Source organism: Vibrio sp. LaRot3 (genome assembly GCF_027587025.1).
Classification (GTDB): Bacteria; Pseudomonadota; Gammaproteobacteria; order Enterobacterales; family Vibrionaceae; genus Vibrio.
Window position 1 is genome coordinate 1 of record NZ_JAPPTI010000015.1, and the last position, 25557, is coordinate 25557.

A 25557-nucleotide genomic window follows, 5' to 3' on the forward strand; every position below is an offset into this window, starting at 1 on the left:
TACGTGCGGTTTCGTACGTTCAAATTTTTCTTTAGACATGAGTTGTCCCTCTAGGTACGGATTTAGGTGGCTTTGATGACCACGCAACCAAAAAGTATTGGTGATTAAGTTACCTTCAATCACTAAACGTAGTTTAGTAGAGAGAAAGTATCAAAAGGAAAAGTGTGCTTGAGAGCTGGTGCTGATACCCAGAGTCGAACTGGGGACCTCATCCTTACCAAGGATGCGCTCTACCGCCTGAGCTATATCAGCATCACTATTGAGTGGAGCGGGCAGCGGGAATCGAACCCGCATCATCAGCTTGGAAGGCTGAGGTAATAGCCATTATACGATGCCCGCAACACGTAACTCTGTGAGCTATTTCCTTAAGAATATGGTGGAGGGGGACGGATTCGAACCATCGAAGGCAGTGCCGGCAGATTTACAGTCTGCTCCCTTTGGCCACTCGGGAACCCCTCCAAATTTTTAAGCCATTCTCACTACTAAAGGAGAGAATGGTGCCGACTACCGGAATCGAACTGGTGACCTACTGATTACAAGTCAGTTGCTCTACCTACTGAGCTAAGTCGGCATAAGTGGTGCGCATTCTATTGAATGATTTTCTGCCTTGCAATAGCAAATTCAAAAAAAGTAAGGTTTTTCCTCTCTTTCTGTTCATTTGCTGAATTTTCGCACAATTTCAGTCAATAAAAACAAATCTGCAGTGTCAGCCATTTGCTTTCTATTCGGGTTGATGTATTTTCGCAGCTCGCACTATAAGAACCAGAGTTAGGAAGACCATGACACCGTATCTCTCTTTTAACCGTCAGCAATGGGCCGAATTGCGTAATGCCGTGCCTATGACGCTGTCCGAAGAAGACCTAAAAGAGCTACAAGGCGTAAACGAAAGCCTAACCATGCAAGAGTCGGTAGAGATCTATTTGCCACTCGCTCGCCTACTCAACCTTTATATAGCAGCTCGTCAGAGCCGCAACTCTGTATTGCACAACTTTTTAGGCGGTCAAGAAAGCGCACCACCCTTTATTATTGGGATTGCAGGCAGTGTTGCGGTAGGAAAAAGCACCACAGCACGTCTGCTCAAAGCACTGCTCTCTCGCTGGGATAATCACCCAAAAGTCGAGCTGGTCACCACCGATGGTTTCTTATATCCCAAGAAGGTGCTCGATGAACGTGGCATCATGCACCGTAAAGGCTTTCCAGAATCTTACGACATCAAAAGTTTGGTGGAATTTGTCTCTGATGTTAAAGCGGGCAAACCTAACTTAGAAGTCCCAGTTTACTCACATATTACTTACGATATTACCGACGAAGTGAAGACCATCGATCGCCCTGACGTGCTCATTATTGAAGGTTTAAACGTTTTACAAAGTGGTATGGATTATCCGCAAGAGCCTCACCGAGTGTTTGTGTCAGATTTTCTCGATTTCTCACTCTATGTTGACGCCGACACTGATGTTATTGAACATTGGTATGTTCAGCGGTTCTTAAAGTTTCGCCAAGGTGCATTCTTAAAGCCCGGCTCTTACTTTAGCCATTACACGCAATTGAGTGAGCAGGAAGCCATTGCTAAGGCAAAGGATATTTGGCAGTCGATCAACGGCCTCAACCTCAACCAAAATATATTACCAACTAAAGGGCGAGCTCAGTTGGTGTTGAAAAAAGGCTCTGACCACAGCGTTGAAGAGATCTTGCTTAGAAAATAATCCTTACTCCCAAAAACAAAAAACCAGAGCAATCGCTCTGGTTTTTTACGTTCTGCATTAGAGTACAGCTCTGCTCTATTTTGGCTCTGGTCCATATTGGTTGTTACCAGACTGACCTTTTAGAAAGCCACATTCAATCAAAATCCATGCGCCACACACTAATGCCGCCAGAGAGCTAACCATCTGTAAAGTGCTCGCAGGACCTGCTGATGCCGACTCTCCTACAGGTACAGTCATGCGGCCAATCACTAACGGTAGATTCATTAATAGCCACCAGCTTGATTTGCCTCGGTCATGCCAACGTTTAGCGGTAATCGCTAAATCTGGGATCAACACAAAGATGAGAAATACCGGTAAAATCAGGTGTGCTTGCGCTGGAAATAACTGACTCATGCCTACAGCAAAGCCAACAATCATAATGTAGTAAACAGCATTCCAAATCCAAAACACTTTACGGCCAATGCGGCCCTGAAAAGAAAACAGCAGTTCTTTAATCGACATTTCTCTTACCTAAAAAATAACGTGGCTCAATTCACCACTTTTTGAAAACAATCAATGTCCATATCACGCACATTGACGGTTAAACTTCGAATATGGCTCGCCTGATCTTGCAGTATGTTCATTAACTGGCGGGAAAGTTCACGCTTTTGTTCTTGAGTTCGGCCACTCAGTAACTCAAACGTAATATGAATAAAATCGACACTATTGGCCTCTTCGCCTACTAACCAATCATGGTAGCGCGTCGCTCTCGACTTCACCGAAGCAACATCAAACAAACCCGATTGTAATGCTACATGATGTAAATCTTCCAGTAAGCCTTGTACATTGACGCGTTCATCAACCGAATTCGAGTATTCCATTACTAAGTTTGGCATGCGATTCCCTGCTTAAGAGCTGATAGAGGCCACAGTATTACCAATTTCACCATCAGATTCCGAGTCTCATACTATTATTCTGTTTGTTGGATCACTGATCCTCTCTTGATCGACCTTTGTTTAGTAAATTGCTCCGACCATTGATTGAGATTCGATTAAGAAATGATTCGGGTCATGATCTGCTGGATTTATTCTGTTATATTCCTACGTAGATTTTTTACATTAACGCTTTAATTTAAATAATACGGAGATATTCCTATGCGTCGTCCTGTAGTGATGGGTAACTGGAAACTTAATGGCAGCAAAGCTATGGTTAAAGAGCTGCTAACTGGTCTTAATGCTGAACTTGAAGGCGTTGAAGGTGTAGACGTAGCAGTAGCTCCACCAGCTCTATACATCGACCTAGCTGAGCGTGTAATCGCAGAAGGCGGCAACAAGATCATCCTTGGTGCTCAAAACACTGACCTAAACAACAGCGGTGCTTTCACTGGCGACATGTCTCCAGAAATGCTGAAAGACTTCGGTGCTACTCACATCATCATCGGTCACTCAGAGCGTCGTGAATACCACAACGAATCTGACGAGTTCATCGCGAAGAAATTCAACTTCCTAAAAGAGAACGGCCTAAAACCTGTTTTCTGTATCGGTGAAACTGACGCTCAAAACGAAGCGGGCGAAACTGAAGCAGTTTGTGCACGTCAAATCAACGCAGTTATCGACACTTACGGTGTTGAAGCTCTAAACGGCGCAATCATCGCTTACGAACCAATCTGGGCTATCGGTACTGGTAAAGCAGCAACAGCTGAAGATGCACAACGCATCCACGCTTCTATCCGCGCACTAATCGCAGCGAAAGACGAAGCAGTAGCAGCACAAGTAATCATCCAGTACGGCGGTTCTGTTAAGCCAGAAAACGCTGAAGCTTACTTCTCACAACCAGACATCGATGGTGCTCTAGTTGGTGGTGCTTCTCTAGACGCTAAGAGCTTCGCAGCTATTGCTAAAGCAGCGGCAGCAGCTAAAGCATAATTTCAACCTAGTTGAAAACGCATTGAAAGGTCAGCTTCGGCTGGCCTTTTTTATTGCCTCAATACTCGTCAATCACTACCCCATCCATCCTTAATCAAGTACTCTAGCCTTTTCCATCAACTTAATTGTGTTATGCAAGATAAGCACGGCCTACTCAATGGCCCTATTCCTCAAGTATTGCGTCAAATGACCGTCCCTATGACCGTCGGGCTGATTGCGATCTTGATGTTTAACTTGGTGGATACCTTTTTCATCTCTCTGCTCGGCACTGATGCACTCGCTGCGGTGAGCTATACCTTCCCAGTTACCTTTGGCGTTAACTGCATCACCATGGGTATAGGAATGGGCTTGTCGACCAATATTGGCCGTCTATTAGGCCAAGGCCAAGCTCAAGATGCCGCGCGTTTTTCTACCCATGGTCTTATTCTGGCGGTCATCTTGGTTGCGTTAGCATCGACATTGGGCTTATTTACAATCGAGCCTCTATTTCTGCTGCTCGGTGCAGAGCCAAGCCTAATCCCTATGATTGAGCAATACATGGCGGTTTGGTATATGGCCATTCCTTTGCTCGTTCTGCCTATGGCAGGGAACGCGGCCATTCGTGCGACTGGCGATACCAAAACACCCGCCAAGATCATGATGACGGCAGGGTTGATCAATGGCGTACTCGACCCATTATTGATATTTGGTTACGGGCCATTCCCTGAGCTGGGAATTCAAGGTGCAGCTATCGCCAGTGCGTTCAGCTGGCTAGGTGCGTTGTGCGGATCACTGTTTGTTTTGATCAAACGCGAAAAGCTGCTCACGTGGCCAAAAGCGCCTTTCATGATGCAAGATTGGAAAAACATCCTAAAGATCGGTACGCCTGCCGCCCTCTCTAGCGCTATGTCGCCGCTCTCTGGCGCGCTGCTAATGATGATACTTTCTCAGCACGGCACAGTTGCTGTGGCCGCTTATGGCGCAGCCCAACGTATCGAATCAATCCTGATATTAGTGCTCATGTCGCTGACGTCAGCACTGACTCCTTTTATGGCACAAAACTTTGGCGCAAATAATCCTGAGCGCAGCTTTGCTGGCTTATTTCTTGGTATGCGCTTTTCAATCGTCTTTCAGTTCATGATTTTTATCATGATGGTACCGCTGAGCATTCCACTCGCGGCGCTGTTCTCCCAAGAACAAGCAGTGCAAGATATGCTTTGGCACTACTTATTAGTGGTGCCATTTGGCTATGGATTTCAAGGCATCATGATGATGCTGGTCTCGGGGCTCAATGCCCTGCATGAGCCAATGCGAGCATTCCGTTGGAGCGCAGCCCGATTGTTCTTCTTTACTCTACCGCTGGCTTGGGTAGGTGGCGAGTTATATCAGATAGAGGGCATTTTTGTCGGTATCGCGGTAGGTAATATTCTCGGTGGCATCTTAGGTTATGTGTACACATTACGATTGCGCGAAGAACATTTACCCCATTCCGCTTAAGCAACACTAAAAACCGTCCCCCCAAAACAACAACGCCAGCATATCTGCTGGCGTTTTCGAAATCAGGTTAAGCGTTAAAGCTCCGGCTCTTCTTCATCAAGCTCTAAATCGACATTGAGTGGCTCTTGAGACAGAATAATGCCGGTATTATCAGCGTAGAGGTAGTCTTCCGGTAAGAAAGTGACACCACCAAAGTTAACTGGAATATCCGTCTCACCTTCACCTTTGTTGGTTGCACCAACAGGAATCGATGCCAGAGCTTGGATACCAATGCTCATGTCTTCCAGCTCATCCACTTCACGAACGCAGCCGTAAACCACAATACCTTCCCACTCGTTTTCTTCGGCTAGTGTCGCGATTTCAGCATCAATCAGCGCACGACGCAGTGAGCCACCGCCATCAATAAGTAATACTCGACCAACACCATCTTGCTCTAAGATATCGCGAATAATGCCGTTATCTTCAAAGCACTTAATCGTGGTTACCTGACCAGCAAACGAAGCGCTGCCGCCAAAGTTGCTGAACATAGGTTCTACTACGTCTACTTGATCTAAGTAGATATCACACAAAGCTGAAGTATTGTATTCCATCGCATTTCGTCTCATAGCATTGGTCTATTAATCGAGTATATCCAGTCAGTAAGTCATTGCAATGACAAACGGTGATCATCTCACCAGAGTTTGAGCTATAACCACTCCGGCAAACAATAGGTTAGTCACCAACGAACATTTCACTATAACTGGCATCATTGGCGCAATATGGGCAGGTTCTTCTGCCAGCCACACGGCCTTACCGTGCTTAAACACCACTAATGCACTAAATAAGAAAGGTAACGTTACCCAGACAGGCGCAGGTTGCAGCATCAGATACACCACAAACGCAAGCACCGCACCAATAAGTAACGCAAAGTGGTAATGCTTCGCGCGCTTTTGACCCAGTCTTACAGCCACGGTGCGTTTACCGCACTGCTCATCGTTTTCAATATCACGCATGTTATTGATGTTCAAAACCGCCACTGCGAGTAAACCGCAACCCACAGCCGGTAATACGAGCGATGGCTCAACAATCCCAGTGTGTAGGAAGTACGTTCCCGCGACGCCGAGTAAACCAAAGAAGATAAACACAGAGATATCGCCAAGGCCAACATAGCCATAAGGTTTGTTACCGACGGTATAAGCAATCGCTGCGATGATGGCCAACACACCCAAACCTAAAAACGCCAAGATGCTTTCCATGCTATTTAACGAATGCAGAACTAGGGCTAAACCTGATATCGCGGTAAAAATAATATTAACGATGATCGCCTGTTTCATGGTCTTAAGGGATACGGCACCCGATTGGATGGCACGAGTCGGACCAAGGCGTTTGTCGTTGTCTGTACCTTTAACGGCATCACCGTAATCATTGGCAAGGTTAGACAGAATCTGTAATAGCGTCGCGGTAATAAAGGCCAGCACAGCGACAGAAAGCGAGAAATGATGCGTCGAAAACGCTAGCACACTACCAGTCAAAATAGAGACCAGTGCCAGTGGCAAAGTTTTAGGTCGAGCGGCATCAAGCCATATTTGTAGTGTCTGTTTCATTTTGTAAGTTTAGTAACATATCTCTATTTGAAAATTGTGTCACATCAATGATTACTCCGCAAAAACTAAAAAAGGCCACCGAAGTGACCTTTTTATAATTTTAAGCAAGTAAAGCTTACTTAACACGACCTACGTATTCTGCAGAGCGAGTATCCACTTTGATCACTTCACCGATTGCGATGAATAGAGGTACACGAACTACCGCACCAGTGCTCAGTGTCGCTGGTTTGCCGCCAGTACCTTGAGTATCGCCTTTTAGGCCAGGGTCAGTTTCTGTAACTTCTAGCTCTACGAAGTTTGGTGGAGTAACTGCGATTGGGTTACCGTTCCATAGAGTCAGCATACAAGTGTTGTTTTCTACCAACCACTTAGCGTTCTCGCCTACCGCTTTAGTATCTGCTGCGATCTGCTCGAATGTTTCGTTGTTCATAAAGTGGTAGAATTCGCCGTCGTTATATAGATAATCTAGGTCGATATCCATTACGTCTGCAACTTCACAAGTTTCGCCAGACTTAAAGGTTTTCTCTAGCACTTTACCAGAAAGAAGTTTACGAATTTTAACGCGGTTGAACGCTTGGCCTTTACCTGGTTTTACGTATTCGTTTTCCAGGATAACGCAAGGCTCGTTATCAAGCATTAATTTAAGACCGCCTTTAAATTCATTGGTGCTAACAGTAGCCATTTTGTCCTCTTACATTCTTAGAGCTAAATTCAATGCCGCACATCATAACCCGAAATATCGAATCTGTTGAGCAAAACTGGCTCAAACAGCTAGCGAATGGGATCTCTGATCCAGCTAAGTTGCTTGAACATTTGCAGATTGATCCTGCTCCTTGGCAACTTGGATTCAAAGCTCGTCGGCTATTTGCGCAGCGTGTGCCGCAAAGTTTTGTCGATAGAATGGAAAAAGGCAATCCCTATGACCCTCTTTTGCGTCAGGTTTTACCTTTATCGGAAGAATTTCTGGTCGAGCCCGGCTACTCTACCGATCCGCTTGAAGAGCAAAACAACGAAATTCCCGGCTTGCTGCATAAATACCGAAACCGAGCGCTAATGATTGTGAAAGGTGGCTGTGCAGTGAATTGCCGTTATTGCTTCCGTCGCCATTTCCCTTATCAAGAGAACAAAGGCAGTAAGCAAATATGGCAACAGAGCCTTGATTACATCGCCCTGCATCCAGAGCTCAATGAAATCATTTTGTCTGGTGGCGATCCTTTAATGGCGAAAGATGACGAACTGCAATGGCTAATTGATGGCATCGCAGCCATTCCTCATATTAAGCGCTTACGTATTCACTCTCGCTTACCTGTGGTGATTCCTGCTCGAGTTACTGAGCAATTGTGTTCTATGTTGGCTGAAACTCGCCTGCAAACTATTCTTGTCACGCACATCAATCACGCCAACGAAATCAATGATGAATTGATAGATTCACTACATAAGTTAAAACGCCTTGGTGTTACTCTCCTCAACCAAGGTGTCATGCTCAAAGGCGTTAATGACTGTGTCGAGACACAAGTTAACCTTAGTGAAGCACTGTTTGATGCAGGCGTTATGCCTTATTACATTCATGTACTTGATAAAGTACAAGGCGCGGCGCATTTCTATATCTCCGATCAACAAGCCAAAGCGATTATGGCCGGCGTGATGGCGCGAGTTTCTGGCTACCTTGTTCCTAAGCTAACCCGTGAAATCGGCGGTCGAAGCAGCAAGACACCGCTTGATTTGCACCTAGAGTAATCAAGTACAATTTAATCTTATCGATTAAAATCTTTTGTTCGATCGCCCGGTCTTATCTAGGCATACTCCGCGCTTTTGGAGGTCATTATGCCAGCAGATATCGAACAATTACTCGACTTAGGGCCCTTTAGCTGGGCAGCGCTACTTTGCTGTGCGATCAACGGCATTTTGATTGGTGTCGAGCGACAAACTCGCGGTAAACCGGTAGGGATTCGCACCTCGATCTTGGTGATCTCCGGTACGTATTTCTTTATGTCGATGGCCGTTTCATTGTCACCAAATACGCTCGATCAGGCACGAGTACTCGGTCAAATCATTACTGGCGTCGGCTTTTTGGGTGCTGGAGTCATGATGACTCTAGATGGCAAGATTCATGGCGTTACCTCAGCAGCCGTTATTTGGGTATTGGCCGCATTAGGGATGATGATAGGCCTAGGGTACATGCAGCAATCGGTGTTGATCACGACACTTACGCTAACCGTGTTGCTTGGTGTTGATAAGGCGGAAAACCGCATTAAGTCTCTACGTCGCGGGGTTCACCAAAAATTCCAAAGCCGTAAACTGCCACGCAGTAAAATAAGCGACAAATAAATGCTATTCATCTTTCGACATTTTCAGACATAAAAAAACCACCTCATTTGAGGTGGTTTTTTTCAATGCAAAGCGCTGGATTAGAACAACTCTTCCGCAACCTTGTATAGATCATTACGTACTGGACGCTTCATGTTCTCGATAGCATCAATGATGTCATGGTGAACAAGTGCTTCTTTCTGGATACCAACACAACGACCACCTTGACCTTCCATCAGTAGGTGTACAGCGTAGTTACCCATGCGAGATGCTAGTACACGGTCAAACGCAGTAGGACGACCACCACGTTGAATGTGACCAAGAACTGTTGCGCGAGTCTCACGACCTGTTGCCGATTCAATCTCTTTTGCTAGTTCGTTAGCATCCATCATTAGCTCAGTAAGCGCGATGATAGCGTGTTTCTTACCTTTGCCAATGCCATCTTGGATGTTGGCAATTAGCTTCTCTTTATCAAGACCCGTCTCAGGAGTAATGATGTACTCACAACCACCAGCAATAGCAGCAGTTAGAGTTAGATCACCACAGTGGCGGCCCATGATTTCAACGATAGAGATACGTTGGTGAGATGAAGAAGTGTCACGTAGACGGTCAATTGCATCAATAACTGTGTTTAGTGCAGTTAGGTAACCGATAGTGTAATCCGTACCCGCAATATCATTGTCGATCGTGCCAGGAAGACCGATACATGGGTAACCCATTTCAGTCAGTTTCTTAGCACCCATGTAAGAACCGTCACCACCGATAACAACCAGTGCTTCAATGCCGTGTTTCTTTAGGTTTTCGATCGCTTTTTCACGAACTTCAACTTCTTTAAACTCTGGGAAGCGCGCTGAACCAAGGAAAGTACCACCCTTGTTGATAACATCAGAAACGCTAGAACGGTCAAGTTGCTTAATGCGGTCTTCGTATAGGCCTAAGTAACCATCGAAAACACCGAATACTTCTAAGCCTTCAGTTAGCGCGGTACGAACTACGCCACGTACTGCCGCGTTCATGCCAGGTGCGTCACCGCCACTTGTCAAAACACCGATCTTCTTAATCATGCTCACCCTCGATCTTTGGGAATCTTGTTTCAAATTTTACGTTAGAGGCTTTCAGTTAAGCCGCTAACCAGATTCTTTTCATTGCGCAATATGTTACCTTTCCTTGAAAGGAATACTACTTTTATTTGCACGAAATTATGTAACTTTTCTACTTATGTAAGAGTATTACAGGTTTGGCAATTAACTTTGTTGATACATATCAGTATCACGTTTATTTCTTTTATCGTTGAAAAGATAGTCAATAACTTTGACTTTTCCATTCCCAGCGATTTACCAATCAGCAGACTTTTGATCCTTCTCTGATGTATAAACAACAGAATAAGGATCTTGATGAATCAGAATATCTGCTTGAGGAAATGCGCCTAATAATCGTATTTCTACTTCATCAGAAATACGATGAGCTTCAATAAGTGGGATATGGTCGTCTAATTCAAGATGTAATTGAATGAAACGAACCGGCCCAGACATACGAGTGCGCAATTGATGAACACCTAGAACCCCATCAACGCTGGCACAAATCTGGCGAATTTGTTCGATTTCCTCATCTGGCAGCTGGCGATCAAGTAACGTTTGCACCGCCTCATACACCATCTTGGCTGCGCTATACAAAATGTAGCAACCAATCGCGACGGCAAATACCGCATCAGCAACACCAAAGCCAAGCCAACTTAGCCCCAGCGCCACCATAATCGCGGCATTCATATAGAGATCGGATTGGTAATGAAGCGAATCAGCGGCAATGGCTTGGCTGCCTGTCTTTTTAACCACTTGCTTTTGAAAACGAACCAAAGCAAAAGTCACAACAATGGCAAACAAACTGACGTAGACGCCGTACTCCGGCGATTGCAGCTCGTGTGGTCGGAAGAAACGCTCCACACCATTAAGAATAAGGAAGATAGCCGAACCTGAAATGAACATCGCCTGTGCCAATGCAGCTAACGATTCCGCCTTACCATGACCAAACCGGTGTTCACTATCAGCAGGTTGAAGCGAGTAACGAATCACTATCAAATTCACCACAGAGGCTGCAATATCAAGCAAAGAGTCAATGAGCGATGCCAGTAAGCTGACTGATCCCGTCACCCACCAAGCGGCAAGTTTTACGACCAGTAGTAACGTAGCAACCATTGTTGCTGTCCAAGCAGCGAGAGTCACGAGCTTGGCATAATCATGTTTCATAGTTGGGCGCTTACTATCGGGTTAAAATTTTCATATGCGCTAATTATAACCAGCTAACCCTAAACGCAACAAGGCAGCCTATTGGCTGCCTTGTACTCAAGTTAAGCAGTGGAACAAAGACTTAGTTACGATCTTTGCGCTGCTCTGCGCATTTTTCTGCGCGTTCTTTACTTAACTCAACAAACTTCGCTTTTTGTTCTGGCGTTAGCACGCTAAGCATTTGGTGCTGCTTCTCTAGCATTTTCACTCGGCGTTCTGTTTGCTTCTCTACCATCTGTTTTGCCAGCTCATTTGCCGCTGCTTGGTCGAAGTTGTCAGCCAACACAAGCTGTTGAACCTGCTCTTGATAGGCTTGGCGCTCCGCTTTATGCGCTTCGAAGTTCGCTTCAAACTTCGCTTTCATCTCTTCTTTGTTGCTGGTGCGCATCTCTTTAAACTGCTCTTTTTGCGCATCCGTCAAATCAAGCTGTTTCATGATGCCGCGATCCATACCCATGCCGCACTTACCGTGTGGGCCTTTATGGTCACCTTTACCACCGAATGCTAGAGCTGACGCGCTGCCTAGTGCTAGAGGAACAACCGCCGCCGCCAAAACAAGTTTCTTTGCTAGTTTCATAATCTATACCTTTCTATTCTGTGGATGGGCTGCTCGTTGCAGCGCTTGAGTTTAGAATACGACCCCACGTGTAAAGTGACGTCTAGAGAGCGTAAAGAATCGTAAAGAGCAAAAATTAGGCTAATGGTTACTGCAAATAACCAGTAATATGAACATAGAAAGCTTTATTAAGGGGTCACACATGGCACACATTCTTTTGATTGATGACGATACGGAGTTAACTAGCCTGCTCAAAGAGGTCTTAACTTTTGAGGGTTTTGATGTATCGGAAGCCAACGATGGCGAAGCAGGACTAGAAGCACTCAGCCAAGACATCGATCTAATCTTATTGGATGTGATGATGCCAAAGCTCAATGGAATGGAAACTCTCAAGCGCATTCGCGAGAATTGGGAAACACCTGTATTAATGCTTACAGCAAAAGGCGAAGAGATCGATCGTGTCATTGGTCTTGAGCTGGGCGCAGATGACTACTTACCGAAACCGTTTAGTGACCGAGAATTACTGGCTCGTATCCGCGCGATACTGCGTCGCACTCAATCTAAGTCTACCACTAAACCCACCGACAGTTTTCGATACCAAGACATCTTAGTCTACCCCGGCAAGCAAGAAGCCTACTGCCAAGAACAACTGCTCGACCTAACAACGACTGAGTTCGCATTATTAAGCCACTTTGTCCAGCACCCTGGGGAAACGCTCACCAAAGAAACCCTCAGCCTAGATGTACTTGGCAAACGCCTTGCTGCGTTTGATCGTGCTATTGACATGCACGTGTCCAACTTACGTAAAAAAATCCCTGAGCGCAGTGACGGTAAACCACGTATTAAAACCTTACGTGGCAGGGGCTACCTGTTAGTGGAGGAAGATTGATGCGCTTGCCTCGCATTACCAGCCTATACGGCCGTATCTTCGCCATTTTCTGGCTTACCATGCTATTGGTACTGGTCGCGGTACTTTCTTTGCCTCACCTCGATCCCCGTAAAGCGCGTGACGTCCCTATTGAAAACCTTGAGAAAATGGTTGAGTTTAGCCAACGTGTTGAACAGAGATTTGCTAACTACCAAAACTTAAAACAAATCATCCGCCGGATTGAATCTGCTCGGCCATCACCAAGAGATCCAAGGCCCCGTTACTTCATCAGTGATTTAGATGGCAACATACTGACCACAAGTAAGCGTCACGACTTCAAACAAAGAGCGTTGCAGAATCTTATTTCGACTGTGGACTCATTGGATCAACCCAAACAAAAACTGTATGGCCATTTTATGCTGGCCGGCCCAGTGCCTATTACACTCGCCAACGAACCATTATTAATGTATGTGGCGTATAAGTGGGATCAGCCACCACCATTCTTACTGCGGATGTTTGATAAACCTTTCCAGCTGCTTTTAGCCGTGATGTTGGTTAGCACTCCATTATTACTTTGGCTGGCGTGGGCATTAAGCCAACCTGCTCGAAAACTTGAGCGTGCCGCCAAACGCGTCTCAAAAGGTGAATTCGTTGCCGACCCTGAATTAGAAAAAGGCACCAGCGAATTTAGACAAGCCGGTGCGAGCTTCAACCAAATGGTGGAAGGGATCAATCAAATGATCTCAGGACAACAGCGGCTGTTGTCTGACATTTCACACGAGCTGCGTTCTCCTCTAACTCGATTAAGAATGGCCACCGCCCTCGCGACGCGAAAACAAGGTGAAAGCCCGGAGCTTTCGCGAATTGATACCGAAGCGCAGCGGTTAGAACAGATGATCGGGGAACTGCTCGAATTGTCACGTATGCAGGTTGATAGCCATACCGAGCGAGAAACGCAGCCCATATCGAGCCTGTGGGAGGCGATCCTCAATGATGCTCAGTTTGAAGCAGAGCAAATGGGTAAAAAACTGACCTTTACCCCGATTCCAGAACGCACGATTTCAGGCCAACCAAAACTGTTGATGAGCGCAATTGATAATATCGTTCGTAACGCAATCCATTATGGTCATGATCACGTGGATGTAGCCCTGAATGTATCCAACGACCATGTATTCATCACCGTAGATGACAATGGTGAAGGCGTGCCAGAGCAAGAACTTGATGCCATCTTTAGACCGTTTTACCGCGTATCGACCGCGCGTGACAGGCACAGCGGAGGCACTGGCTTAGGTCTTGCCATTACCGAAAGTGCGATTCGTCAACATAGTGGGACAATCGTTGCAAAACGAAGTCGACTTGGCGGTTTAAGAGTTGAAGTATCTCTTCCTATCAATAACCCTACCTAATACATTGTTGATAATCGATCTCATTATCATTTAAAGTAATCCTTCTTATAATAAGGAGGATTACTATGTCACACGTATTTCCTGAGCTACCATACGGCTACGATGCACTTGAGCCGTATATTGATGCCAAAACAATGGAAGTTCATTACAGCAAGCACCACCGTACTTACTTCGACAAATTTGTTGCAGCAATCAAAGGCACAGATTTAGAGAGCGCAAGCTTAGAAGAGATCTTTGCCAACATCTCAAGCCATTCACCCGCTGTGCGTAACAACGGTGGTGGTTTCTATAACCACATTCTTTACTGGAACTGCATGAAGCCAAACGGCGGCGGTCAACCAGATGGCGCTCTTTCTCAAGCCATTGTTGATGCGTTCGGCAGCTTTGAAACTTTCCAAGAAGAATTTACTCAAGCAGCAATCAACACCTTCGGCTCTGGCTTCGCATGGCTTGTGGTTAAAGATGGCAAACTCGCAATTGCGTCAACAAGCAACCAAGACAACCCGAAAATGGATGTTGCAGCAGTACAAGGTGAGCCCATTCTTGCGCTTGATGTGTGGGAACATGCCTACTACATCAGCTATCAAAACCGTCGCCCTGAGTACATTGATGCTTGGTGGAACGTAGTGAACTGGGAAGCGGTTGCTGAAAACTACGCAACGGCTCGCGCTCAAGGCGCCTAAGCCAAAGGTAATTTAGACACAGTGCTAAGTTCACGCAGGCGCTGGCACCATCGCCCAGTAATCGTCAGCGCCTCTTTTTGTCGACACACTTTCATACCGACTCAACCTGACTCCGAGCCTTGATTAAGGTTATACTCCTTGCCAGTTTTGATTCGGAAAGTATTTCTATGTTTGATATCGCACTCTACGAGCCTGAAATTGCTCCTAACACCGGCAATATTATTCGCTTATGCGCCAACTGCGGTGCTAACCTGCATTTAATTGAACCACTCGGTTTTGACCTAGAAGAGAAAAAGGTTCGCCGTGCAGGCCTAGATTATCACGACCTTGCACGCGTAAAACGCCATAAGAACTTTGACGCTTTCCTTGAATATTTAGCACAGCGCGAAGGCGACTACCGACTGTTTGCCTGCACCACGAAGACGACTGGCCACCATGTCGATCCAAGCTATCAACAAGGTGATGTGCTTCTATTTGGCCCTGAAACTCGTGGCCTACCTGCTGAAGTCATTGAAAGCCTTCCAATGGAACAACGCATCCGCATCCCAATGATGCCAGATGCTCGCAGCCTGAATCTTTCTAATGCTGTCGCGATCATTGCTTATGAAGCATGGCGACAATTCGATTTCAACGGCGCACAATAAGTTCGATTCTCCAAACACAAAAAAGGGCGCTTTCGCGCCCTTTTTACTATTTAAAATCCGACTATTTTAAACGTGGATGATCGTTATCATCCTCATCTTTACGCTCGTATTCACCTTCGAAGGTGTTACCACCCTCTTGCTTATCAAATGGGTTTGATTGGAATGGGTCTTGATCAAATGGCCCTTGCTGACCTCCTTGAAAGCCGCCGCCATAGAAACCACCGCCTTGGAAGTTTCCGCCAACAGATTTCACCACCATTTTACTCATCAAATATTTCGCAATCGCTGCGCGTGGCATTGGCAACAGCACTAGCATGCCTAACGCATCGGTCATAAAACCCGGAGTCAGCAGCAGTACACCAGCAACCGCGAGCATTACGCCTTCGAAAATTTGTTGAGCAGGCAATTCGCCTTGTTGTAAGCGCGTTTGCACGCTCATCAAAGTTTGTAACCCTTGGCTACGCACTAAAGAAGCACCAACAAATGCGGTAATCAATACCAACGCGATGGTTGGCCATAAGCCTAGAAACCCGCCCACTTGGATAAACAGGCCAATCTCAATAATCGGTACAAAAATAAACAGTAGTAATAAGATAGGAAACACACGCCCTCCTTTGTTAGTTACACACTACAACTAACCCTCTAAACCGACAAGTTTTATGCGGCTAGAAATGTTACAAAGTTCATTGAAAAAGCGTTAGGACTGGCCTACGGTATAAGAAAACAATATAAAACTTCACACATATTATGAGACGAGTATTTCGCATTGCACGGAAAATGCTGGTCTTGTGGTTGGCTCTATCACTGATTCCCCTTTTCTATTATTGGTATTTGAGCAATAAGACCCAAGACGAACAGCTCCAACAGCTGCAAACCCAAGGTTTGCAGTTTTTGTCCTATGTGGACGAAAGAGCGGCGCGGATCTACTCCGAAATCGACAAAACACTTTACGAGATAGGTCATTCTTCGCTGTTGTATGATTTCGCTTTGCATGAGCAAACCAATCTACAGCACTACTTAGAGAAACAATGGTTTATCACCTCGCTCAATTCATCTCGCTTTGATCAACTACGTTACCTCAACAATGATGGTCATGAGGTGATTCGAGTTGACTTCCCTCACACGGCAAAAAATCCTTACATCGTGCCGAAAGAGCAACTACAAGACAAAGCCCACCGGGACTACTTTCAATACGCACAGCGGCTACACAGCGAGCAAACTGGCCATGTCGGCTTAGACTTAGAGTATGAATTTGGCAAAGTGGTACTGCCTTACAAACCGGGGTTTCGGGTAATTTATCCCATTGAAGGTGAGGCAAGAATGGGCTATTTCATTGCCAACCTCGATGTGCTGCAAGTGATTCAAGAAATCACTCATAATAGCCAAGGATTACCGGTGAGTTTTATCAACCAACAGGGTTATTACATTTTAAGTAGCGACACATCGAAACTGTTCGGCCATCTGATTGAATCTCGCCGCCAATTTACCATTCCCACCGAGCAGCCTGAACTGTGGAATGCCATTCAAGACAGTCAACACCCTTTTGGTAGCGTCAACACCGCCGATGGGCTTTATATCTTCCGCCATATTCAAACGCCACTGTTTGCTCAAATCGAAGGACTCACCTTAATCACTCTCTATCCGGCGGCACTACTGGCTGAGAAGGTTAACCATCAACTTGCTATCGCTAAACCTGAATTGGTCATCGTTTGGTTAGTGCTCGGGCTGCTTTCGATGACTCTTGCTGCAATGCTTGAGTTCTATCAAAGCAAACGGCTCAATCAAGCCTTCTCAGATCTCATGGTGGAAAACAGTAACGCCATATTACTCACAGATAGCCATTTCAATTTGATTCGAGCCAACACTCGTTTCTTGGAGCTAACTCATTTTAATCATCATCAACTGTTAGGTAAGCGACTGCGCCACTTCCTAAGAGACCAAAGTAAATGGCAGCAAATCAAACAACATCTGCAAGACAAAGGCGATTGGAAAGGTGTATTAGAGTTATTTAATCAACAGATGAATGTGGTAGCGTGCGAGACTGAAATCCGCCCACTCAATCGCAGCCTACATAAATCGAAAACACAAGCGAACAGTGACTATTACGTTCTATCGTTTACCGATATCTCGGAACACCATAACCGCATTGCTCAACTGAAAGATTTGACCGAGCGAGACCCAGCAACACTACTGTGGAACAAGCGTAAATTCGAGTCACTATTAATAAAGCACTGCCGCCTCTTGGCTCGATACCCCGATCATCCAATCAGCTGCCTAGCAATCATCGACATTGATAATTTCAAACAAATCAACGACAGCAAAGGCCATAATTATGGCGATCAAGTGATCATGTATCTTGCCGCTAAGCTCAAACAATCTGTCAGAGAAACCGATGAAATTGCCCGTATTGGTGGTGATGAGTTTGCGGTTTTGCTGCATCACACCACCACAGAGCAAGCGAACCAACTGATGAGCCGCATCAGTCGCTCGATTGCCCACTCTGCAGAATTCACTTTGACAATCAGTGTTGGCGTAGCGCAAATGGAGACCGACTGGCAAGCCAGTTTTAACAACGCCGATGGTGCGCTTTATCAAGCCAAACATTGCGGACGCAACTGCGTTATTAGCCATTCAGCCTCGAATGTCACGCCTATTGGCAATAGCTCCGCCTAACAAATATTCGTTAACAATCGGACACCTATCTCACGCGATGAAATTATTTTCATTCCTTTGACTTAAATAGTGATCCACTTACTATTTTTATGCGCAAAGTGCAGTATCATGTGCCACATAAGTCAGGACGGATTTTCCAGCCAAACACTCTGACGAATGGATTCTTACTTGCAGAAATGGCTAATAACAACGTTTATTATCAGAATAATTCTCTAAGGATCCACCTATGGCTACAATCACTGAAAGCAAAGCAGCCACTCGCATTGAAGAAGATCTATTAGGTCAACGTCACGTTCCGGCAGACGCGTACTACGGCATTCACACTCTACGCGCAATCGAAAACTTCAACATTTCTAACGTTACTATCTCTGACGTACCTGAGTTTGTACGCGGCATGGTAATGACCAAAAAAGCAGCGGCCCTTGCTAACAAAGAACTGGGCGCAATTCCTAAAGACGTCGCGAACTACATCATCGAAGCGTGTGACCTAATGCTAGAAACTGGCAAGTGTATGGATCAGTTCCCATCGGACGTATTCCAAGGCGGCGCAGGCACATCGGTTAACATGAACACCAACGAGGTGATCGCGAACCTTGCTCTTGAGCTAATGGGTAAAGAAAAAGGTGAATACCACCTAGTAAACCCAAATGACCATGTAAACAAGAGCCAATCAACTAACTGTGCTTACCCAACTGGCTTCCGTATTGCGGTTTACAACAGCGTACAAAAACTGATTGAAGCAATTGAATACCTAAAAGGTTCATTCGAAGATAAAAGCCAAGAGTTTAAAAACGTACTGAAGATGGGCCGTACTCAGCTTCAAGACGCTGTACCAATGACAGTTGGTCAAGAGTTCCACGCTTGGGCAGTAACGCTAAACGAAGAGATTCGCGCACTAGAATACACTTCTAAGCTACTGCTTGAGATCAACCTAGGCGCAACGGCAATCGGTACTGGTCTAAACGCACCAGCAGGTTACCAAGGCTTAGCGGTTAAACACCTTGCAGAAGTAACGGGTCTAGAAGTAGTGCCTGCAGAAGACCTAATCGAAGCGACTTCTGACTGTGGTGCATACGTAATGACCCACGGCGCACTAAAACGCCTAGCAGTTAAACTATCTAAGATTTGTAACGACCTACGCTTACTTTCTTCTGGCCCTCGCTCTGGCCTAAACGAATTGAACCTACCTGAGCTTCAAGCAGGTTCTTCTATCATGCCAGCAAAAGTGAACCCTGTTGTGCCAGAAGTAGTAAACCAAGTGTGTTTCAAAGTACTGGGTAACGACAACACGATTTCATTCGCAGCAGAAGGCGGTCAGCTACAGCTAAACGTAATGGAGCCAGTGATTGCACAAAGCATGTTTGAATCGCTATCTATTCTTTCAAATGCTTGCGTTAACCTACGTGACAAGTGTGTTAGCGGCATCACCGTTAACAAAGAAATCTGTGAAGGCTACGTGTACAATTCTATCGGTATCGTAACTTACCTAAACCCATACATTGGCCACCACGAAGGTGACATCGTTGGTAAGATTTGTGCTGAAACTGGCAAGAGCGTACGTGAAGTGGTTCTTGAGCGAGGGCTACTCACTGAAGAAGAGCTGGATGACATTCTTTCCGTTGAAAACTTCATGCATCCGACGTATAAAGCCAAGCGTTACGAATAACATTACCAAGGAGGGTCCCAAACGGGGCCCTTTTTTAGCGCTGAATACTTTGCGCTTCACAGTGATGGCAGCCAATACACTGCACAAATACTTATAAGGATATAGAGCCATCACGACCAGTCTACACTTGACGTGTAAGTAGGCTGATTACAATTTGAGGGTCATTTATGGTAGCTGTCGAGCTGTTAGTGGTTCTGCTCTTTATTTTTATCGGGGCACGAATCGGGGGAATTGGTATCGGCTTTGCTGGTGGTGCTGGCGTCATTGCGCTATCGCTGGGCTTAGGCGTACCAACTAGCCAAGCGTTTATTCCGGTAGACGTCATTTTAATTATCATGTCGGTCATCACCGCGATTGCCGCTATGCAAGTTGCTGGTGGTATGGACTGGTTAGTACAAGTGGCAGAAAACTTTTTGCGCAAGAATCCTAAGCGCATCACCTTTTACGCGCCAATTGTCACTTTCTTGATGACGCTAATGGCCGGTACTGGTCATACGGCATTTTCTACATTACCTGTAATTGCTGAGGTAGCCAAAGGTCAAGGTGTTCGTCCATCACGCCCATTGTCAATTGCTGTCGTGGCTTCGCAAATCGCCATTACTGCATCACCAATTTCAGCAGCCGTGGTTGCATTCGCCGCAATGCTGGCACCAAAAGGCGTCGATTACTTAACGCTATTAGCGGTTTGTATCCCTACTACTTTCATTGCCTGCATGATCGGTGCATTTGTCGCAAACTTTATGGGTAGCGAGCTAAAAGACGATCCTGTTTATCAGCAACGCCTAGAGCAGGGGTTGATTAAGCTAGCTTCTGAAAAGCAGCGTGAGCTGCTACCAACAGCGAAAACCGCAACATTCATCTTCTTAGCTGCCATTGCAATGGTTGTTTGCTACGCAGCCGCTATTTCAAAATCTGTGGGTCTGATTGAGAACCCTGCACTTGGTCGTAACGAAGCTATCATGACAGTAATGTTAGCAGCAGCAGCAGCGATAGTTCTCTTTACCAAAATTGATGCAAACAAAATCCCAGCGGCGAGTACCTTCCGCTCAGGCATGACCGCTTGTGTGTGCGTTCTTGGTGTTGCTTGGTTGGGCGCGACGTTTGTTAACGCTCATGTCGATGCAATTAAAGACGTTGCTGGTGAGTTACTGGCTGATTACCCATGGATGTTAGCACTGGTGTTGTTCTTTGCGTCTATGCTGCTCTACTCACAAGGTGCAACCACAGTCGCATTAATGCCTGCAGCACTTGCGATTGGCGTTGCGCCGTTAACCGCAGTCGCATCTTTTGCAGCAGTGAGTGCGCTGTTCGTATTACCCACTTACCCAACGCTACTTGCGGCGGTTGAGATGGATGACACCGGCTCGACTCGTATCGGAAAGTATGTATTTAACCATCCTTTCTTTATTCCTGGCGTTGCAACCATTAGCTCAGCCGTAGCACTTGGCTTCGCCTTTGGTGGCTTGTTGATTTAAAACTGACCGCTTTAAGATAAAAGGAGCTACGGCTCCTTTTTTATTTCACTCAGCGTAAAAATATCTAGATCACACTACAATTTTGACATTAGTCAAAAACATGCTCAAAAGTTCAATTAATAGCACTATTCAATATAAATGAATAAAATTCCCACTTTATTCCTAGCTTTGCAAAAACTGCCCTAAAGAACGTATAGCACATAACTAACCGAGCATATAAATCCCAATAAGTTAACCAATTAACCCTAGTGAAAACCTTAAAGTTTCCACTCAAAAAATATGAGCTATTTTTTTGTGAAGATCACCAAAGTTACGGTTTCAATCCGCTCTTACAATATCGACCAAGCAGATTATTTTAATAATTAAGCTCGTTGATATTTAATATATTCCAATAACAAAAGTTAATAACTTAACGGTTATTTAATTTTTATAACTATACCTATTAGTCGCTGATTCACTTTTATTTCGTATAAAAGTAAGGAGATAGCCATGACAACCCAGACTGTACAAAATGAAGAGAAAAAAGGCGGCTTCTTTGCCAACTTTAAGTTCCCTTCCGCATACACCATTTTATTTGTTCTTATCGCCCTAGTCGCTCTAATGACTTGGATCGTTCCTGCAGGTCAATATGACCGCGCAATGAACGAAGACTTAGGCCGTGAAGTTCCAGTAACTGGTACTTACCAAGCCGTTGAAGGCAACCCACAAGGCGTTATTGATGTCTTGTTAGCGCCAATCGATGGTTTCTACGACCACAACTCTTACGAAGCGGCAGCAATCGACGTTTCACTATTCATTCTTATCATCGGTGGTTTCCTAGGTCTTGTTACTAAAACAGGCGCAATCGATGCTGGTATCGAGCGAGTTACAGACCGCTTGAAAGGCCGTGAAGAAATGATGATTCCTATACTGATGGCACTATTTGCCGCAGGCGGTACCATTTACGGTATGGCGGAAGAGTCACTACCATTCTACACCCTTCTTGTACCAGTTATGATGGCAGCTCGCTTTGACCCTCTAGTAGCAGCAGCAACCGTTCTTCTAGGTGCAGGTATCGGTGTACTAGGTTCAACGATTAACCCATTTGCAACGGTAATCGCAGCAAACGCATCAGGCATTCCATTCACTGACGGTATTGTACTACGCGTTATCATGCTAGTTATCGGTTGGGGTATCTGTGTTGCTTACGTAATGCGTTATGCTCGCATGGTTCGCGCTGACCAAACTAAATCTATCGTTTACGACAAATACGAAGAGAACAAAGCACACTTCCTTAAGAACGCTGATGCTGGTTCGCTAGAGTTCACTGGTACTCGTAAACTTATTCTTACTATCTTCGCTGCATCTTTCGGTGTGATGATCTACGGTGTATCTGTTGCAGGTTGGTGGATGGCAGAAATCTCTGCGATGTTCCTAGCAGCAACAATCCTAACGGGTATCGTAGCTCGTATGAGCGAAGAAGAGTTCACGTCTAGCTTTATCGACGGTGCACGTGACCTACTTGGTGTAGCACTAATCATCGGTATTGCTCGTGGTATCGTTGTAGTAATGGACCGCGGTATGATCACTGACACTATTTTGTTCTCTGCTGAGCAAATGGTAACTGGCCTATCGTCAGTAGTGTTCATTAACGTAATGTTCTTCCTAGAAATTCTACTATCGTTCCTAGTACCTTCAACTTCAGGTCTAGCGGTACTAACTATGCCAATCATGGCGCCACTTGCAGACTTCGCTGGCGTAGGTCGTGAGCTTGTAATCACTGCTTACCAATCTGCTTCTGGTCTAGTTAACCTAATTACTCCTACATCAGCGGTAGTAATGGGTGGTCTAGCAATCGCTCGCGTTCCTTACGTACGCTGGGTGAAATGGGTAGCACCGCTACTAGGTATTTTGCTTGTATTCTGCATCATCGTACTTAGCTTAGGCGCAATGCTTTAATCCTTAAGTAGACCGCATAGTTTGAGCCGCCTCCGGGCGGCTTTTTTATTGCCTTAAACTTTTTAAAACACCGCCTACGCAGGCCTAATCTTTTTACTTGTTCTAAGCAATGAACTCTCGCGAGTCTAACGTTCAACACCTCAGCTTCCCAAAGAACCCAAGCTAAGCGCTATCCCAGAACTCTATGCTCTGAATCGATTAACGATGACCAAAGCAAAACGCCCTTCCCCTTAATGGCGACGACACTCTTCTCGCGGCAAGGTGCATGCGATATACATAGCAGTCTATGGAATGCCTTTGAACCCGATGATTGCCATTCACTTGCCCAGCGCTAAGCGATTTCAGTCCGTGCCTTAATATCACTTATTTCAGGAGTACTCCTTCAAGCTGCTTTCTCTAACTGGCCTAGCCTTAACTGAACGTGTTGCTAATTAATGACCACTATTTTTACCCTCACAGCCGGCGAGTCCGAGCGAGCTTTTTCAAGCCATCAAATAACCAATACATTGATAGAATCAGGCAATAATCCCTCGAGTATTTTTTACACTAATTGTGTGCACGTTGTTATTTGGCATATTTATTTACTTTTATTCGCTATTTATAACGCACATCATTTACTTAATTTAATCGATTAAACAGCCCCATTAACTCCACTCGTTTTAATTGATTAAAAAAGCCATTTTTGAACCATTTTCAATATGTGATCAAAGTAATATTTGACGATATTTTTTTTGTTACCAGAAGATTAATTCGCGTCGCGAAATCAACTAACTAGCACAAATAAATGCATATATTCATATTTTGACTAAAGTAACAGTTGTTTTTCAGAGGAATAAAGTTTCCGGTTTATTCAAAAACACTCACTCACAAGTCAATTTGGTGCATAAACTTCCCCAAAAACAGCTTAAGACCTTTAACTTTATGCATTGTTAACAGTGAATAGATATTGTTAACCTCGGCTAAAAAACACCCAAAAACAATATAAATCGAACTGTGATTGACCTCTAAGATCCCCCGCCAGAGAGGGGTAATATGAATTCCAGACAAGAGAAATGAATTAAAAAATTCATCTTATATTCCCTACAAAATAAATATTAGTTTTTAGAAATAAAAATTAATTCAATTAATAGAGAGATACGATCATGAGTAAGTTTTACGTAGGTTCTGAAATCGGTCAATTACGTCGCGTTCTTGTTCACCGCCCTAGACGCGCTCTTACTCACCTAACACCTTCTAACTGCCACGACTTGTTGTTCGATGACGTATTAGCAGTAGAACGTGCAGGTGAAGAACACGATGTATTCACTAAGACACTTCGCGAGCAAGGCACTGAAGTTTTACTACTGACTGACCTACTAGCTGACACTCTAGCAGTGCCAGAAGCAAAAGAATGGCTACTTAGCCATCAAGTTTCTGATTACCGTCTAGGTAAAACATTCGCAAACGACGTTCGCGTTTACCTAAGTGATCTTCCAAACCTAGAGCTAGCTAAGATTCTTACTGGTGGTCTTTCTTACGCAGAGATGCCAATGAAATCTTCTTCAATGATGCAAGGTCTACACGCTCCAACTGACTTCATCATCGAACCTCTACCAAACCACCTATTTACTCGCGACACTTCTTGCTGGGTATACGGCGGCGTATCTATCAACCCAATGGCTAAACCAGCTCGTCAACGTGAAACAAACCACGTTCGCGCTATCTACCGTTGGCACCCAACATTCGCTGGTCAAGACTTCATCAAGTACTTCGGCGATGACGAAAGCATCAACTACGACAACGCAACTATCGAAGGCGGTGACGTACTTGTTATCGGTCGTGGCACTGTACTTATCGGTATGTCTGAGCGTACTACTGCACAAGGTGTTGAGCACCTAGCATCTGGCCTATTCAAACACGGTCAAGCGAAACAAATCATTGCAATGGAGCTACCTAAACACCGCTCTTGCATGCACCTAGATACAGTAATGACTCACATGGACGAAGACACATTCTCTGTTTACCCAGAAGTGGTTCGTAAAGATGTGAAATGCTGGAGTCTAACTGGCGACGAATCTGGCGCTGTAAACGTGAAAGAAGAAGGTTACTTCGTTACTGCTATCGAAAAAGCACTAGGCGTAGACAAGCTAAACCTAATCACTACTGGTGGTGACAACTTCCACGCAGAACGTGAGCAATGGAACGACGCGAACAACGTTCTAACAGTGAAACCAGGCGTAGTAATTGGTTACGAAGGTAACACTTACACCAACGAGAAATACGACAAAGCTGGTATCACAGTTCTACCTATCCCAGGTGACGAACTAGGTCGTGGTCGTGGTGGTGCTCGCTGCATGAGCTGCCCAATCGAACGTGACGGCATCTAATAAAGTTTTACTAGGGTAAATCGGTTG

General features: G+C 45.2%; 23 protein-coding genes and 4 tRNA genes. 14 read left to right on the top strand and 13 right to left on the bottom strand.

Annotation, left to right across the window (positions count from 1 at the left end; translation table 11 throughout):
- Positions 1-176: 176 nt before the first annotated feature.
- The 4 genes from OH461_RS18305 to OH461_RS18320 all read right to left on the bottom strand — a co-directional run bounded on the left by OH461_RS18305 (position 177) and on the right by OH461_RS18320 (position 571).
- A tRNA-Thr gene (locus OH461_RS18305) sits at positions 177-252 on the bottom strand.
- Between the two features lie 12 nt (positions 253-264).
- A tRNA-Gly gene (locus OH461_RS18310) sits at positions 265-339 on the bottom strand.
- A 35-nt stretch (positions 340-374) separates the two neighbouring features.
- A tRNA-Tyr gene (locus OH461_RS18315) sits at positions 375-459 on the bottom strand.
- A gap of 36 nt (positions 460-495) precedes the next feature.
- Positions 496-571 (bottom strand) — tRNA-Thr (locus OH461_RS18320).
- Between the two features lie 208 nt (positions 572-779).
- Here OH461_RS18320 and coaA point away from each other — a divergent pair.
- Positions 780-1703 carry a type I pantothenate kinase gene (coaA, locus tag OH461_RS18325; RefSeq protein WP_270021994.1) on the top strand — a complete coding sequence of 308 codons (924 nt, stop codon included), beginning with the start codon at positions 780-782 and terminating at the stop codon, positions 1701-1703.
- A gap of 75 nt (positions 1704-1778) precedes the next feature.
- Here coaA and OH461_RS18330 read toward each other — a convergent pair whose 3' ends face one another.
- Positions 1779-2204: a DUF805 domain-containing protein gene (locus OH461_RS18330; RefSeq protein ID WP_270021995.1), complete on the bottom strand. Its 426-nt coding sequence runs from the start codon at positions 2202-2204 to the stop codon at positions 1779-1781.
- Between the two features lie 26 nt (positions 2205-2230).
- Positions 2231-2578, bottom strand: coding sequence for a 5-carboxymethyl-2-hydroxymuconate Delta-isomerase (locus OH461_RS18335; RefSeq protein WP_270021996.1), 348 nt, complete (start codon positions 2576-2578; stop codon positions 2231-2233).
- Between the two features lie 258 nt (positions 2579-2836).
- Here OH461_RS18335 and tpiA point away from each other — a divergent pair, with 258 nt between their 5' ends.
- Together tpiA and OH461_RS18345 are read left to right on the top strand one after the other, a co-directional pair.
- Entirely contained in the window at positions 2837-3607 is a 771-nt protein-coding gene (tpiA, locus tag OH461_RS18340) for a triose-phosphate isomerase (protein ID WP_270021997.1), read from the top strand.
- 132 nt (positions 3608-3739) lie between these two features.
- Positions 3740-5083 (top strand): MATE family efflux transporter, encoded by a 1344-nt coding sequence (locus OH461_RS18345; protein ID WP_270021998.1) that lies wholly within the window; start codon positions 3740-3742, stop codon positions 5081-5083.
- Between the two features lie 74 nt (positions 5084-5157).
- Here the strand turns inward: OH461_RS18345 and rraA are convergent, their stop codons facing one another.
- The 3 genes from rraA to efp form a co-directional block, all read right to left on the bottom strand.
- Positions 5158-5673 carry a ribonuclease E activity regulator RraA gene (rraA, locus tag OH461_RS18350; RefSeq protein ID WP_270021999.1) on the bottom strand — a complete coding sequence of 172 codons (516 nt, stop codon included), beginning with the start codon at positions 5671-5673 and terminating at the stop codon, positions 5158-5160.
- Positions 5674-5748: 75 nt separating this feature from the next.
- Positions 5749-6666 (bottom strand): 1,4-dihydroxy-2-naphthoate polyprenyltransferase, encoded by a 918-nt coding sequence (locus tag OH461_RS18355; protein ID WP_270022000.1) that lies wholly within the window; start codon positions 6664-6666, stop codon positions 5749-5751.
- A gap of 115 nt (positions 6667-6781) precedes the next feature.
- Complete coding sequence (efp, locus tag OH461_RS18360; protein ID WP_270022002.1) at positions 6782-7348, bottom strand: elongation factor P; 567 nt, start codon at positions 7346-7348, stop codon at positions 6782-6784.
- A gap of 32 nt (positions 7349-7380) precedes the next feature.
- On the opposite strand from efp, the gene epmB reads away from it, so the two are divergent.
- Together epmB and OH461_RS18370 are read left to right on the top strand one after the other, a co-directional pair.
- A complete protein-coding gene (epmB, locus tag OH461_RS18365) occupies positions 7381-8403 on the top strand; it encodes an EF-P beta-lysylation protein EpmB (RefSeq protein WP_270022003.1) in 1023 nt (340 codons plus the stop codon).
- A gap of 87 nt (positions 8404-8490) precedes the next feature.
- The gene (locus OH461_RS18370; protein WP_270022004.1) at positions 8491-8994 is read left to right on the top strand and encodes an MgtC/SapB family protein; all 504 of its coding nucleotides are present in this window, start codon (positions 8491-8493) and stop codon (positions 8992-8994) included.
- An 80-nt stretch (positions 8995-9074) separates the two neighbouring features.
- Here OH461_RS18370 and pfkA read toward each other — a convergent pair whose 3' ends face one another.
- From pfkA to OH461_RS18385, 3 genes are all read right to left on the bottom strand, one after another.
- Positions 9075-10037, bottom strand: a complete 963-nt coding sequence (gene pfkA / locus OH461_RS18375) for a 6-phosphofructokinase (RefSeq protein WP_270022005.1) — start codon at positions 10035-10037, stop codon at positions 9075-9077.
- A gap of 270 nt (positions 10038-10307) precedes the next feature.
- Positions 10308-11216, bottom strand: a complete 909-nt coding sequence (gene fieF / locus OH461_RS18380) for a CDF family cation-efflux transporter FieF (RefSeq protein WP_270022006.1) — start codon at positions 11214-11216, stop codon at positions 10308-10310.
- 121 nt (positions 11217-11337) lie between these two features.
- The gene (locus OH461_RS18385; protein WP_270022007.1) at positions 11338-11832 is read right to left on the bottom strand and encodes a CpxP family protein; all 495 of its coding nucleotides are present in this window, start codon (positions 11830-11832) and stop codon (positions 11338-11340) included.
- Positions 11833-12013: 181 nt separating this feature from the next.
- Here OH461_RS18385 and OH461_RS18390 point away from each other — a divergent pair, with 181 nt between their 5' ends.
- From OH461_RS18390 to trmL, 4 genes are all read left to right on the top strand, one after another.
- On the top strand, positions 12014-12700 hold the full coding sequence (locus tag OH461_RS18390; protein WP_270022008.1) for a response regulator: 687 nt from the start codon (positions 12014-12016) through the stop codon (positions 12698-12700).
- Positions 12700-14085, top strand: a complete 1386-nt coding sequence (cpxA, locus tag OH461_RS18395; protein WP_270022009.1) for an envelope stress sensor histidine kinase CpxA — start codon at positions 12700-12702, stop codon at positions 14083-14085. Before OH461_RS18390 ends, cpxA begins: the two co-directional genes overlap by 1 nt.
- A 65-nt stretch (positions 14086-14150) precedes the next feature.
- Entirely contained in the window at positions 14151-14768 is a 618-nt protein-coding gene (locus OH461_RS18400; protein ID WP_270022010.1) for a superoxide dismutase, read from the top strand.
- A gap of 167 nt (positions 14769-14935) precedes the next feature.
- Positions 14936-15412: a tRNA (uridine(34)/cytosine(34)/5-carboxymethylaminomethyluridine(34)-2'-O)-methyltransferase TrmL gene (trmL, locus tag OH461_RS18405; protein ID WP_270022011.1), complete on the top strand. Its 477-nt coding sequence runs from the start codon at positions 14936-14938 to the stop codon at positions 15410-15412.
- 61 nt (positions 15413-15473) lie between these two features.
- Here the strand turns inward: trmL and OH461_RS18410 are convergent, their stop codons facing one another.
- Positions 15474-16016 carry an FxsA family protein gene (locus OH461_RS18410; protein WP_270022012.1) on the bottom strand — a complete coding sequence of 181 codons (543 nt, stop codon included), beginning with the start codon at positions 16014-16016 and terminating at the stop codon, positions 15474-15476.
- Positions 16017-16189: 173 nt separating this feature from the next.
- On the opposite strand from OH461_RS18410, the gene OH461_RS18415 reads away from it, so the two are divergent.
- The 5 genes from OH461_RS18415 (at position 16190) to arcA (ending at position 25530) form a co-directional block, all read left to right on the top strand.
- Complete coding sequence (locus OH461_RS18415; protein ID WP_270022013.1) at positions 16190-18085, top strand: sensor domain-containing diguanylate cyclase; 1896 nt, start codon at positions 16190-16192, stop codon at positions 18083-18085.
- Positions 18086-18311: 226 nt separating this feature from the next.
- Positions 18312-19751: an aspartate ammonia-lyase gene (gene aspA / locus OH461_RS18420; protein ID WP_270022014.1), complete on the top strand. Its 1440-nt coding sequence runs from the start codon at positions 18312-18314 to the stop codon at positions 19749-19751.
- Positions 19752-19918: 167 nt separating this feature from the next.
- On the top strand, positions 19919-21226 hold the full coding sequence (locus OH461_RS18425) for an anaerobic C4-dicarboxylate transporter (RefSeq protein ID WP_270022015.1): 1308 nt from the start codon (positions 19919-19921) through the stop codon (positions 21224-21226).
- A gap of 489 nt (positions 21227-21715) precedes the next feature.
- A complete protein-coding gene (locus OH461_RS18430) occupies positions 21716-23164 on the top strand; it encodes a YfcC family protein (protein ID WP_270022016.1) in 1449 nt (482 codons plus the stop codon).
- Between the two features lie 1142 nt (positions 23165-24306).
- A complete protein-coding gene (arcA, locus tag OH461_RS18435; protein WP_260261257.1) occupies positions 24307-25530 on the top strand; it encodes an arginine deiminase in 1224 nt (407 codons plus the stop codon).
- The last annotated feature ends 27 nt before the right edge of the window (positions 25531-25557 follow it).